At 62.7% G+C, this 13,126-nt stretch carries 8 protein-coding genes; 7 read left to right on the top strand and 1 reads right to left on the bottom strand.

What is annotated here, in order from left to right; translation table 11 throughout:
- The first annotated feature begins 90 nt into the window (after nt 1-90).
- From ACL9RJ_RS16790 to ACL9RJ_RS16775, 4 genes are all read left to right on the top strand, one after another.
- Nucleotides 91-3,003, top strand: a complete 2,913-nt coding sequence (locus ACL9RJ_RS16790) for an aminotransferase (RefSeq protein WP_103032669.1) — start codon at nt 91-93, stop codon at nt 3,001-3,003.
- 213 nt (nt 3,004-3,216) lie between these two features.
- Nucleotides 3,217-4,095, top strand: coding sequence for an N-carbamoylputrescine amidase (gene aguB / locus ACL9RJ_RS16785; protein WP_177118519.1), 879 nt, complete (start codon nt 3,217-3,219; stop codon nt 4,093-4,095).
- Between the two features lie 5 nt (nt 4,096-4,100).
- A complete protein-coding gene (aguA, locus tag ACL9RJ_RS16780) occupies nt 4,101-5,207 on the top strand; it encodes an agmatine deiminase (RefSeq protein WP_017127030.1) in 1,107 nt (368 codons plus the stop codon).
- Nucleotides 5,208-5,453: 246 nt separating this feature from the next.
- Nucleotides 5,454-5,654, top strand: coding sequence for a hypothetical protein (locus ACL9RJ_RS16775; protein ID WP_042935701.1), 201 nt, complete (start codon nt 5,454-5,456; stop codon nt 5,652-5,654).
- 62 nt (nt 5,655-5,716) lie between these two features.
- On the opposite strand, the gene ACL9RJ_RS16770 is transcribed toward ACL9RJ_RS16775, so the two are convergent.
- Entirely contained in the window at nt 5,717-7,810 is a 2,094-nt protein-coding gene (locus tag ACL9RJ_RS16770) for a TonB-dependent receptor (RefSeq protein ID WP_422765482.1), read from the bottom strand.
- Between the two features lie 450 nt (nt 7,811-8,260).
- Here ACL9RJ_RS16770 and ACL9RJ_RS16765 point away from each other — a divergent pair, with 450 nt between their 5' ends.
- The 3 genes from ACL9RJ_RS16765 to ACL9RJ_RS16755 all read left to right on the top strand — a co-directional run bounded on the left by ACL9RJ_RS16765 (nt 8,261) and on the right by ACL9RJ_RS16755 (nt 12,830).
- A complete protein-coding gene (locus tag ACL9RJ_RS16765) occupies nt 8,261-9,547 on the top strand; it encodes an OprD family porin (RefSeq protein WP_017127027.1) in 1,287 nt (428 codons plus the stop codon).
- A 142-nt stretch (nt 9,548-9,689) separates the two neighbouring features.
- Nucleotides 9,690-10,592, top strand: a complete 903-nt coding sequence (locus tag ACL9RJ_RS16760; protein WP_017127026.1) for an alpha/beta hydrolase — start codon at nt 9,690-9,692, stop codon at nt 10,590-10,592.
- A gap of 174 nt (nt 10,593-10,766) precedes the next feature.
- Nucleotides 10,767-12,830, top strand: a complete 2,064-nt coding sequence (locus tag ACL9RJ_RS16755; protein ID WP_177118522.1) for a multicopper oxidase family protein — start codon at nt 10,767-10,769, stop codon at nt 12,828-12,830.
- Nucleotides 12,831-13,126: the final 296 nt, after the last annotated feature.

Below are 13,126 nucleotides of genomic sequence, written 5' to 3'. Positions count from 1 at the left end.
TGCCGATTCTGCCTACTTTACTTCCTGCTTGCGTATTGACGGCACCAATGGCGATATAGACAGCCAATAAAAACTTCAGGGAGTCGTTACATGTTGCTCGCCACGTTGATCCGCCGCGCCAGTCTGCCAGGCCCGAATGTCTCGCCAGCGCAGGCGCTGCAACTGCTCGAGGAGCATTACGGACTCACTGGCACGTTGCAGGCGCTGGGCAGCCAGCAGGACCTCAACTATCGGATCGACAGCTCTGCAGGCCGGTTCGTTCTGAAAATCTGCCACGGCGATTACGCCACCGTCGAATTGCAGGCCCAGCACGCGGGGCTGGCGCACCTGGCGGGTCGCGACGGCCTGCGGGTGCCGCGGGTGATTGCCGCGAACAACGGCCAGGACCTGCTGTCCCTCGAACTCGGCGGGCAGCCGGTGCACGTGCGCCTGCTCGAATACATCGAAGGCCAGTCGCTGACCCACCTCAAGCACCTGGGTCGCGACCTGGTGGTCGGCCTGGGCCGGCTGTGCGGCGAAATGGACCTGGCCCTGGCGGACTTCCAGCACCCGGGCCTGGAGCGCACCCTGCAATGGGATGCCCGGCACGCCAGCGTGCTGATCAATCACCTGCTGCCGGTGATCAGGGACCCGCAGCAGCAGTCGGTCATTCGCGAAGCCGCCGCCCAGGCCGGGCGTCGCCTGCAACCGCTGGTGGAAAAACTGCCGGTACAGGCCATTCACCTCGATATCACCGACGACAATGTGGTCTGGCGCCGTGATGCGCAGCGACACTGGCAACTGCAGGGCGTGATCGACTTCGGCGACCTGATCCGGACCTGGCGCATTGCCGACCTGTCGGTGACCTGCGCGGCCTTGCTGCACCACGCCGAGGACGACCCCTTTGTGATCCTGCCGGCGATCCAGGCCTATCACGCGGTCAATCCGTTGCAACGCGAAGAACTGCTGGCCCTGTGGCCGCTGATCGTCGCCCGCGCGGCGGTGCTGGTGCTCAGCGGCGAGCAGCAGGTCAGTATCGATCCGGACAACCACTACAGCCGCGACAACCTGGCCCATGAATGGGAGATCTTCGAAGTGGCGACCTCGGTGCCCTTCGAACTGATGGAAGCGGCGATTCTCACCGCGCTCGACCAGCCCCTGGAGCCGATCGGCAGCGAAGGCTTTGCGCCGCTGCTGCCGGGCCTGGTGGGACGCGAGTTCGCGCTGATCGACCTGGGTGTGCTCAGCCCGCATTTCGAGGCCGGCAACTGGGAACAGCACGGCATCGACCAGCGCCTGTTGGCCGACGCGGCGGCGGTGCATGGCCTGGCGGCCAGCCGCTACGGCCAGTACCGCCTGTCCCGCACCCGGCCGGACAGCGCGGTGGAGCCTGACACTTGTCCCTTGCATGTCGACTTGCAAGTCCCGGCCGGCACCACCGTGGAGTCGCCTTTTGCCGGGACCCTGCACGCCCTGGCCGACGGCGGCGTGCAGTTGGTCGGGCATCCCTTGAGCCTGCGCCTGTGGGGCCTGCAGGCGTCTCTCAGATCCGGCGCCGCGGTGCTCAAGGGGCAAGTCCTGGGTGAGACGGGCGGCGCGCTGCGGGTCCAGCTGTGCCGGCATGCCGAACTCGATCCGCCGTTGTTCTGCACACCGTCGCGTACGGCCGCCTGGCAGGCCCTATGCCCGTCGCCGGCGGCGTTGCTGGGGCTGGCCTGCGACGCCGAGCCGGAGCTGGATGCGGCCGACCTGCTGGCCCGTCGCGCCGCCAGTTTTGCCCGTACGCAGAAGCACTACTACATCGACCCGCCGCGTATCGAGCGGGGCTGGCGCAATCACCTGATCGACATGCAGGGTCGTTCCTACCTGGACATGCTCAACAATGTCGCGGTGCTCGGCCATGGTCATCCGCGGATGGCCGCCGAGGCGGCGCGGCAGTGGTCGCTGCTCAATACCAACTCGCGGTTCCACTACGCCGCCGTCGCCGAGTTCTCCGAGCGTCTGCTGGCCCTGGCGCCGGACTCCATGGACCGGGTGTTCCTGGTCAACAGCGGCACCGAGGCCAACGACCTGGCGATCCGCCTGGCCTGGGCTTATAGCGGCGGGCGCGACATGCTCAGCGTCCTGGAGGCCTACCACGGCTGGTCGGTGGCGGCCGATGCGGTGTCCACCTCGATTGCCGACAACCCCAAGGCCCTCGACAGTCGCCCTGACTGGGTGCACCCGGTCACCGCGCCCAACACCTATCGCGGCGCTTTCCGCGGCAGCGCCAGTGCGCCGGACTACGTGCGCAGCGTCGAGCACAACCTGGCGAAGCTGGCCGAGAAAAACCGCCAGCTGGCCGGCTTTATCTGCGAGCCGGTGTATGGCAACGCCGGCGGGATTTCCTTGCCGCCCGGCTACCTGCAGCAGGTGTATGCGCTGGTGCGGGCCCAGGGTGGCGTGTGTATCGCCGACGAGGTGCAGGTCGGCTACGGGCGCATGGGCAAGTTCTTCTGGGGCTTCGAGGAACAGGGCGTGGTGCCGGACATCATCACCATGGCCAAGGGCATGGGCAACGGCCAGCCGCTGGGCGCGGTGATCACCCGCCGGGAAATCGCCGAGGCGCTGGAGGCCGAGGGGTATTTCTTCTCGTCGTCGGGTGGCAGCCCGGTCAGTTGCCGCATCGGTATCGCGGTGCTGGATGTGATGGCCGAGGAAAAACTCTGGGAAAACGCCCAGGTGGTCGGCGGCTATTTCAAGCAGCGCCTGGAAGCCCTGATCGATCGACATCCGCTGATGGGCGCGGTGCACGGCTCCGGTTTCTACCTGGGCGCCGAACTGATCCGCAATCGCGAAACCCTGGAGCCGGCGACCGAGGAAACCGCGCTGCTGTGCGATCGGCTGCGGGAGCTGGGGATCTTCATGCAACCCACCGGCGATTACCTGAACATCCTCAAGATCAAGCCACCGATGTGCACCACGCGTCAGAGCGTGGATTTCTTTGTCGACATGCTGTCGAAGGTGTTGGACGAGGGGCTCTGAGATCGTTGAGTGCCTGGTGCTCTGAATATCGATTCTTATCGATAAAATAAACGCTGAAAATATCAATTTTCAGTTTTTATGCTTTTAAAGCCGATTTTTATCGGTTATAAAGTCGCCACTGCCTTCGCGTGGCGCTGTAGCGCCCGGCTGCTCTCAATCTGTCATCGGTCGACCCATAGAATCGACCCTCTGCAACCGTTCAGGAGATGATTCATGAGCCGTATCGTTACCGTCGCCGCCACCCAGATGGCCTGCTCCTGGGACCTCGAAGCCAATATCGAGACCGCCGAGAAGCTGGTGCGCGAGGCGGCCGCCAAGGGCGCGCAGATCATCCTGATCCAGGAGCTGTTCGAAACCCCGTACTTCTGCCAGAAGCCCAATCCGGACTACCTGCAGTTGGCCACCCCGGTGGAAGACAACGTCGCGATCAGGCATTTCCAGAAGGTTGCCCGCGAGTTGCAGGTGGTGCTGCCGATCAGCTTCTTCGAACTGGCCGGCCGTGCCCGCTTCAACAGCATCGCGATCATCGATGCCGACGGTGCCAACCTCGGGATTTATCGGAAAAGCCATATCCCGGACGGTCCCGGCTACCACGAGAAGTATTACTTCAACCCGGGCGACACCGGCTTCAAGGTCTGGAACACCCGCTACGCGAAGATCGGCGTGGGCATCTGCTGGGACCAGTGGTTCCCCGAGTGCGCCCGCAGCATGGCCCTGCAAGGCGCGGAGATCCTGTTCTACCCGACCGCCATCGGCAGCGAGCCGCATGACAAGACCATCTCCTCCCGCGATCACTGGCAGCGCGTGCAGCAGGGCCATGCCGGTGCCAACCTGATGCCGCTGGTTGCCAGCAACCGCATCGGCAACGAAGAGCAGGACGGTTACGACATCACCTTCTACGGCTCGTCATTCATCGCCAACCAGTTCGGCGAAAAAGTCGAAGAACTCGATGAGACCGGGGAAGGTATCCTGGTCCACAGCTTCGACCTCGATGAACTGGAACATATTCGCAGCGCCTGGGGTTCGTTCCGCGACCGCCGTCCGAACCTGTACAGCGCCCTGAAAACCCTCGACGGTTCCCTGGAGTCCTGATCCCCATGACTATCTTGCATAGCACCCCACGCGCCGACGGCTTCCATATGCCCGCCGAATGGGCGCCCCAGACCCAGGCCTGGATGATCTGGCCCGAGCGGCCGGACAACTGGCGCCTGGGCGGCAAGCCGGCGCAGGCGGCCCATGCCGCGGTGGCCAAGGCCATCGCCCGGTTCGAGCCGGTGACGGTCGCCGTCTCCGCCGGCCAGTATGAAAACGCCCGGGCCCGCCTGGACGTACCGAATATCCGCGTGGTGGAAATGTCCAGCGACGACGCCTGGGTGCGCGACAGCGGGCCGACCTTCGTCATCAACAACCAGGGCGAAGTCCGTGGCGTGCACTGGGGCTTCAATGCCTGGGGCGGCTTCGACGGCGGCCTCTACGCCCCGTGGAACCGCGACGAGCAGGTCGGCGGCAAGATCCTCGACATCGAGCGCTGCCAGGAATACCGCACCGAAGGTTTCGTGCTCGAAGGCGGCTCGATCCATGTCGATGGCGAAGGCACGGTGATCACCACCGAGGAATGCCTGCTCAATCGCAACCGCAACCCGCACCTGACCCGCGAGGAGATTGAAAAGGTGCTGTCCGAGCACCTGGCGGTGGACAAGGTCATCTGGCTGCCGGACGGTCTGTTCAACGACGAGACCGACGGCCATGTGGATAACTTCTGCTGCTACGTGCGTCCGGGCGAGGTGTTGCTGGCCTGGACCGACGATCCGCAGAACCCCAACTACAACCGTTGCCAGGCAGCTATGCAGGTCCTGGAAAACAGTCGGGATGCCAAGGGCCGCGCCTTCGTGGTGCACAAGATGCCGATTCCCGGCCCGCTGTACGCCACCGAAGAAGAGTGCGCCGGCGTCGATGCGGTCGCCGGCAGCCAGGAGCGCAACCCTTCGGTGCGCCTGGCCGGTTCCTATGTGAATTTCCTGATCGTCAACGGCGGGATTATCGCGCCGAGCTTCGATGATCCGATGGACGGCGTCGCCAAGGACATCCTGCAGAAGCTCTTCCCGCAGCATGAGGTGGTGATGGTGCCGGGTCGGGAGTTGTTACTGGGTGGGGGAAATATTCATTGCCTTACACAACAACAACCTGCGCCGCACCATGGTTGAGTGGGGCTGTAACAAATAGTGGCACGGCTCCAAATAGTGGCACTTTTGCATCATGGTAAATATTTCTTCATCTAACCCGCGGCCCTGATGGGTCGCGGGTTTTTTTATGTGTCGTGGTCGACAAAACTGGCACTTTGGCATAGCTCTTGTATCAGCTTCCGCTATAGGCGAAGCGTCTTTTAGATTGCGACGTTCTGTCATAAACCTTGAGTAAGTTAGCCGCTCATGAACCAGGAGAGCGTCGAGATGAACGTAGCCAGCGAGCGAGTTTCGCATCCCCTGTCGGTGACGAGCGAGTCGCTTCAAGTTCTGGCCCAGTGGTTGAAAAGCAATGGAACGCGTACCACCCGAGGTCAGGATCCTCGTCGGATTATTATCGACCGCTATCCCGCGGGACTGTTCAGCGAAGCTGAACTGGAAGCCTTGCTAGGGGTTTTGCAGGGTTAAAAAGGACTGAAAAAAAACGCCGCTGCCCGGAGCGATCCGGACAGCGGCGTTTTTTATCGTCCTCAGAAACTGTAGGTGCCGGTGACCACCAGGTTGCGCGGAGCGCCCGGCTGGATCTGGAAGGCACTGGTGGCCGAGGTGTAGTAGGTGCGGTCGCTGATGTTGTTCAGGGCGGCGCGCACGTCCCAATCGCGGGTGCGCCAGCCTACCAGGGCATCCCAGCTGCCGTAGCCCGGCAGGACCACGGTATTGGCGTTGTCGGCATAACGGTCGCCGACCAGGGTCAGGCCGGTCTCGGCGTACCAGCCCATTTCCGGCTTCCAGGTCAGGAACAGGCTGGCGTTGCGCTTGGCGACGTTGCTGACGCGCTTGCCCTCGAAGCCGTTGTTGTCCTTGACGATGGTTGCATCCTGAAGGCCGAGGCCTCCGCGCAGGTACCAGTTGCCGACGATCTTGCCGGTGCCGGTCAACTCGACGCCCCGTGAGCGTTGCAGGCCGCTGAGCAGGGTGATTCCCGGGTTCAGCGGGTCGCTGGTGCGGCGGTTGTAGAGTTCCAGTTCATACACCGCCAGGGTGGTGCTCAGGTGCTCGCCGAGCCAGTCGCTTTTCACCCCGACTTCCTTCTGGCGGGTCATCTCCGGGCTCAGGTCGTTGCCGTTGCCGGCGGCATTCGGGGTGATGCCGATCAGGCCGCCACCCACGGGCGAGAAGCTCTTGCTCCAGGAGGCATAGAAGGAGTGATCCTGCAGGGGCGTCCAGACCACCCCGACCCGCGGGCTGGTGCTGTGGCTGTCGCGGCTGTCCCTGGCGCGGGTCAGGTTGTTGGTGGTCTCGACATCGAAGCTGTCGTAGCGCAGGCCGCCGAGCAACTGCCATTGATCATTGAGACGCAATTGATCCTGGACGTAGATCGCCCGGCTCTCGACTTCGGTGTGGTTGTCGCTGGACGGCACCATGGGGCCGGTGTGGCTCAGGTTGCGGTTGGGGTTGAACAGGTCCAGGGAGGGCACCGCCTGGCCGCCGCGGTTGGCGGCGAGGGACGTGTAGAGCTTCGGATCGCGGCGCTGGCTGCCCAGCTCCACGCCGGTCAGCAGACGGTGTTCGAGGCCGAAGGTATCGAAGCTGCCTTCGGCTTCCAGGTTGCTGTAGATATTGCGGGTGTTGAGGTCCTGCTGCCAGCGCTGACGCGTGACCTTGCGGGTCGCGGCGGTGTAGCCGGTCAGGTAGGTGTTGTCGAAATCGCTGTCGAGCTTGAACACGCCGAGGGTATGGCGCAGTTGCCAGTTGTCGTTGAGGGCGTAGGTCAGCTTCGAGCGCAGTGATTGCGCCTTGTCGTCGATGTAGTCCCGCGGATCGCCATAGCTGGTGCCGCGTCCGACATCGGCCGGGCGGCCGTTGATCCCCGGTACGCCGCGATCCGGTGTGCGGTTGTAGCGGCTGTATTCGTACTGCACCAGCCAGTTCAGGTCCGGGGTCAGTTGCCAGCTCATCGATGGCGCGAACAACTGGCGGTTGCCGCTGACGCCGTCGCGGAAGCTGTTGGCGTCCTCATTGCCCATGTTCAGGCGCAGGCTGAGGTTTTCCGTGGGATCGGCGCTGAGGTCGGTGTACAGGCTGCGCAGGTCTTCGCTGCCGCCCTGCACCTCGACCGTGGAGCGCCGGCCGAACTGCGGCAGCTTGCTCACCCGGTTGACGATCCCGCCCTGGCTGCCACGGCCGTAGAGCACCGCCGCCGGCCCCTTGAGCACATCGATGCGCTCGATATTGTGCAGGTCACGCACGTACTGGCTGTCGTCGCGGATACCGTCCAGGTAGAAGTCGTTGCTGGCGTCGAAACCCCGGATCCGCAGGCTGTCGAAACGGGTGTCCGCGCCGCTGCTGACGTTGGGAATGCCACTCAGCGCCTTGCCCAGGTCATTGGTGCCGTAATCGAGCACATTCGCGGTTTTCAGCGAGTCGATCGCCTGGGGCACATAACGCACTGGCGTGGCGGTACGGGTCGCGGTGCTGACCTCCTTGACCCGCGGATCGTCCGGGTCGGCATCGGCACTGATCGACAGTTCCGGCAGGGTGGTGGTCGCGGCGCAGGCAGATCCGGCGGACAGCAGAACGCAAAGCCCGAGGGTAACGGGCGTCAGGCGATAAGGGGCAGGCATGGAGAGGGTGTATCCGTCAGGGTGTGAGAGGGAGGGATATGACGGCATTAATAATAACGATTGTTATTAACTGATGATAATGATTGTCAGTAACGAGCGCTCGGAGTTTGTGTCTAAATGTGTCGCTGCTGTTACAGGGGCGGCGCTCGTCACAAAAGTCGGGATGACGGGCATGCCTGCGAATCGGCCGCGTCGTTGGCTGATATGCCATTTTTGGAGGTTGACCGAGAAATCTTGTCTAATTGCCGAGGATTCACGAAATTGACACTTTAGTCGTGTCGCAGATACGATTCGCGTCACGCCTGTGGCTATAAGCCATATAACAAAATAAATAAAAGGCCCGCCGCAGACACCCGCGGCGGGCCTTTTTGTTTCTGCGTGAAACCGCCAACACACAGGTTCAGCTCGGAGCCGCAGGGCGTTTTATCCAGCAATAAGGAAAATAATATTATGTTGAACAAACGGATCGGTCTGCTCGCACTGGGCATCCTCAGCGCTACTCAGGCCATGGCAAGCGAACAATCGGACGCCAAGGGTTTTGTCGAAGACAGCCACCTGAACATTCTGCTGCGTAACGCCTACATCAACCGTGACTACAAAAGCGGCAACCCGGACAAGATCGAGTGGGGCCAGGCCGCCATCGGCACCTTCAAGTCCGGCTTCACCCAGGGCACCGTGGGCGTCGGCGTCGATGCCTTCGGCCTATACGCCCTGCGCCTGGACGGCGGCCGTGGCGAAACCGGTGCACAAGGCATCGACTTCTTCGCCAAGGACAACAAGGGTGACCCGGCCCGTGATATCGCCAAGGCCGGCGCCGCGGTGAAATTCCGCCTGTCCAACACCGTGCTGACCTACGGCGACCAGATGCCGTCCCTGCCGGTACTGAACTACGACAACTCGCGCCTGCTGCCGGAAAGCTACACCGGTACCCTGATCACCTCCAAGGAGATCAAGGGCCTGCAACTGGACGCCGGTCACTTCACCGAAGAGTCGCGCAAGAGCGACGAAGGTCGTGACAGCGGTGGCCTGAAAAGCATCAACGTGCTGGGCGGCAGCTACCAGTTCACCGACAACTTCAAGGCCGCGCTGTACGGTTCCGACGTCGAAGACGTGCTGAAGAAGCAGTACGTGAACCTGAACTACGTGTTCCCGGTGGCCAAGGATCAGTCCCTGACCCTGGACTTCAACGGCTACCGTACCAAGCTGGACAGTGACTACGCGGCCAAGGCCGGCGCCGGCGGCGAAGACAACAAGATCTGGAGCCTGGCGGCCACCTACGCCCTGGGTGCCCATTCCTTCACCATCGCCCACCAGCGCAGCACCGGCGACAGCCTGCTGGGCTACCCGTACGGCGGTTACCAGCGTGGCCAGGGTCGTGTCGGTGATGGCGGCAACACCATTTACCTGGCCAACTCCTACTGGTCCGACTTCAACGCCTCGGACGAGCGCTCCTGGCAGCTGGGCTACGGCCTGGACTTCGGCGCCTTCGGCGTACCGGGCCTGACCTACAACGTCGCCTATGTACGGGGTGACAACATCACCACCTCCACCAGCACCGGCGGTACCGAGCGGGAAATCTTCAACCAGGTCAAATACGTGGTCCAGAGCGGCCCGGCCAAGGACCTGAGCGTCAAGCTGCGTAGCTCGATCCTGCGTGTGTCGGAGAAATCCAGCGAGTACAACGTCAGCGGTAACGAAGTGCGCGTGTACGTCGACTACCCGATCAACGTGTTCTGATCGGCGCGACAAGGCAGTAGCAACCTGATGCCAGGTTGAACAAACGCCCCGACTGGTTCGGGGCGTTTTTGTTTGTGCCGGTTGCGAGTAATCTGTGGACCTTGTGAGCCGACGCTATCCCTGAAACCGAGACCCGGGCGCCATGACCGTCAGAACCTTTATCGCCCGTCGCCGCTGGTTGTCCCTGGGCTTGCTCGCGGTGTTCCTTGCCGTCGGCCTGCCCTATGGCTGTTCGCGACTGGCCTACAAGGAGCGCGAGCTGCTGTTCAATATCCAGCCGGGCACCGCGAGCTGGTTCAGCGGCATTCCGGCGGGGGTCAGGGAGCTGCAGATCCCGGTCAGCGACGGACTGGTCGGTTCTGACTACCTGCATGCCTGGTGGTGGCCGTCGAGCCGGGCCAACGCGCCGGCCATCCTCTACCTGCACGGCACCCGCTGGAACCTGACGGCGCAGGTCGGGCGCATCACCCAACTGCGCGACCTCGGTTTCTCGGTGCTGGCCATCGACTATCGCGGCTTCGGCGACAGCCCCGGCGACCTGCCTTCCGAACGCAGCGTGTACCAGGACGCCGGCAATGCCTGGAAACGCCTGGTGCAACTGCAACCCGACGCGCGCAAACGCTATATCTACGGCCACTCCCTGGGCGGCGCGGTGGCGGTGGACCTGGCCGAGCGCCTGGCCAGCGGCAAGGAGGCACCGAAGGCGGCCGGCCTGATCGTCGAATCGACCTTTACCGACCTGGGTGATGCCGCCCGCGCGGCGATCCCGACGTCGCTGCCGGTCAGCTGGATCCTCTCGGAGAAATTCGACTCCATCGACAAGATCAACCAGATCGACATCCCGGTGCTGATCGTCCACGGCACCGACGACCCCTACGTACCATCGCGCTTCAGCAAGGCACTGTATGAAGCCGCCGTGCAACCCAAGCAACTGCTGTTGATCAAGGGCGGCAACCATATCAACAGCATGACCCTCGGCAGCCGCGAATATGCCAAGGCCCTGCGCCAGGCCTTCGAAGGATTTGCCGCACCGGTGGCGCGCTGACTTTGCGAGCCAAAACATTGGCAAACCCCAATAAACATTGCACTGCGCCGATAACGAACTAGCTTTATGCCAGCACGGATGGCTGTGGTCGGAAACGGATGCTGCGTGTCTGCCCTTGCCTATCACTACCGTGCCGACTCTCGATGTTCACGGTTGATTTGCAGGAGCAGTACCATGAAAGGATTGCACAAGGACAAAGCCCGCCATGCCCTGGGCCTGCTCGCCCTGGCGGTGATGGGCCACGGCGGCACGGCACTCGCGGTAGAACCTTCCCGGCTGTTCTACAACCCGCCGGGCCTGCAGCAGGAGGCGCCCAAGCCGAAGACCGGGACCCTGTTGCTCAAGTCCACCCAGGCCCCCGAGGCGGTGCCCGGTCACGCCGGCACCGAGCGGCGCCTGGACCTGACGATCAAATACACCAGGAATCATATCTACGACCCGGCTACCCGGCAGGATGTCCCGGTCTTGCTGCGCAGCTATGTCGGCACCGATGTCGACCCGGCGGCACCGTTCGTGGCGCCGACCATCAATGCCACCCCCGGCGACACGGTGCGCATCAGCCTCAACAACACGCTGCCGGCAGACCCCAGTTGCACCCAGCCGCAGACCAATCCGGATGCGCCGCACTGCTTCAACGGCACCAACCTGCACTCCCATGGCCTGTGGGTCAGCCCGTCGGGCAACAGCGACAACGTGCTGCTGTCGATCAACCCGGGCATCAGCTTCCAGTATGAATACAACATCCCCGCCGACCATCCGGCGGGCACCTTCTGGTATCACCCGCATCGCCATGGCTCGACTGCGATCCAGGTCGCCAGCGGCATGGCCGGCGCGCTGGTCATCCATGGCGATCGCCTGCCCGGCAAGGACGTCAACGGCGATATCGACACCTTGCTCAAGGATGAACAGGGCCAGGCGTTTCCCGAGCGCCTGCTGGTGTTCCAGCAGATCCCCTATGCGTGCAAGGGCGCGGACGGCAACTTCCGCTACAACATCGTCAAGGACAAGGACGGCAAGGACAAGAAAGTCCTCGACTGGACCTGCAAGGACGGCGAAACGGGGGTAGTCGAGTCGTTCGACCAGCTCCAGCCTTCCAGTTGGGGCGATTCGGGGCGCTACACCAGCGTCAACGGCCAGGTACAGCCGATCTTCGACGGTGCCAAGCCGGGGCAGGTCGAGCGCTGGCGGCTGGTGCACGCGGGGATTCGCGACACCATCAAGCTGAAGTTTGTCCGGCTGCAAGACAGCGCCAAGCCTGCCAGCAACCTGGGCATCGCGGCGTCGGAGTCGGCGCAGTTCATCGACAAGCAATGCACCGGCAAACCGGTGGAATACCACGTCATCGCAGCCGATGGCCTGACCATGAAAGAGGCGCAGAAGCGTGACATGGTGACCTTGCAGCCGGGTTATCGGAACGACCTGCTGCTGACCTTCCCCGAGTCCGGGCGCTACTGCGTGATCGACGAACAGGCCAGTGCGGCGGGCAACGTCGACCAGGCGGCCAGCAGCCGGCAATTGCTCGGCTTTGTCGATGTCGGCGCCGGCGAAAAGGTGCCGGACACCACCGCGCACCTGACCAAGGTACTGGTCGCGGCGGCCAGGCACTATATGCCCGATGATGTCCGCGACACCGTGGTCAAGGACCTGGAAAAAGGCCTGCACCTGGACAAGTTCATCCCGCACCCGGACATCGCCGAGAGCGAGCTCAAGGGCAAGGGCCAGACCCTGGTCTTCCTGATCGACACCAGCGATCCGGAGAACACCAAGTTCGCCGTGGGCAACACCTTGGCGGATGCCGTGCCTTACAAGCCGGGGACGATCAATCGCAAGCTGCAACTGGGCACGGCGGAGCAGTGGGTCCTGCAATCGGCGCGGGCGAGTCATCCGTTCCATATCCACGTCAACCCGTTTCAGATCGACAAGATCATCGGCCCGGACGGCACCGACCTGAGTGTGCCCGGATCGGTGGATAAAACCGACAAGGGCGACAACGAATACGCCGGCTTGAAAGGCGTGTGGAAAGACACCCTGTTCGTGAAAAGCCGCTCCAATCCGACGGTATTCCCGAAGGGGGAAGGGGTCTACACGCTGTACGTGCGCACCCGGTACGAGCGCTATATCGGCGAGTTCGTGCTGCACTGCCACATCCTCGATCACGAGGACCAGGGGATGATGCAGAACGTGAGCATTGGCCTGTCGGATGGCTCCGGGGGGATTTCGGAGGGGGCGCATCATTGAGACAGGTTTGAGGCAACAGGCAGAGGCTCGCCGTTGGGCGGGCCTTTGTTTTTTGGGAAGCTTGCCAGGGAGTGGGTGGAACTATGCGCAATTATGTTGAAAAACATAATTATGGAATTTTGCATAATTGGGCATAAACCAGGATCCCAACCCGTATTGAACAGGCGGGAGTTATTCCGTGAACGTGATGAATTACCAGGGTCAGGCTGCACGCATCTGGCCGTCAAGGCGCAGTTGGCTCACAAAAGTATCGATCAGTGGATTACGCTCCCAGAAGCGTTGGGACACCCGGATAA

The sequence above is a fragment of the Pseudomonas sp. Mn2068 genome (genome assembly GCF_049319725.1).
GTDB classification, from domain to species: Bacteria; Pseudomonadota; Gammaproteobacteria; order Pseudomonadales; family Pseudomonadaceae; genus Aquipseudomonas; species Aquipseudomonas gingeri.
This window is presented reverse-complemented; position numbering and strand designations above follow the sequence as displayed.

Excerpts from the sequence above, each read along its gene's own strand:
- ACL9RJ_RS16765 (WP_017127027.1), top strand. The coding sequence starts at position 8,261 with ATGTTGAACAAACGGATCGGTCTGCTCGCACTGGGCATCCTCAGCGCT.
- aguA (WP_017127030.1), top strand. The coding sequence starts at position 4,101 with ATGACTATCTTGCATAGCACCCCACGCGCCGACGGCTTCCATATGCCC.
- ACL9RJ_RS16775 (WP_042935701.1), top strand. The coding sequence starts at position 5,454 with ATGAACGTAGCCAGCGAGCGAGTTTCGCATCCCCTGTCGGTGACGAGC.
- ACL9RJ_RS16790 (WP_103032669.1), top strand. The coding sequence starts at position 91 with ATGTTGCTCGCCACGTTGATCCGCCGCGCCAGTCTGCCAGGCCCGAAT.
- ACL9RJ_RS16760 (WP_017127026.1), top strand. The coding sequence starts at position 9,690 with ATGACCGTCAGAACCTTTATCGCCCGTCGCCGCTGGTTGTCCCTGGGC.
- ACL9RJ_RS16770 (WP_422765482.1), bottom strand. The coding sequence starts at position 7,810 with ATGCCTGCCCCTTATCGCCTGACGCCCGTTACCCTCGGGCTTTGCGTT.
- ACL9RJ_RS16755 (WP_177118522.1), top strand. The coding sequence starts at position 10,767 with ATGAAAGGATTGCACAAGGACAAAGCCCGCCATGCCCTGGGCCTGCTC.
- aguB (WP_177118519.1), top strand. The coding sequence starts at position 3,217 with ATGAGCCGTATCGTTACCGTCGCCGCCACCCAGATGGCCTGCTCCTGG.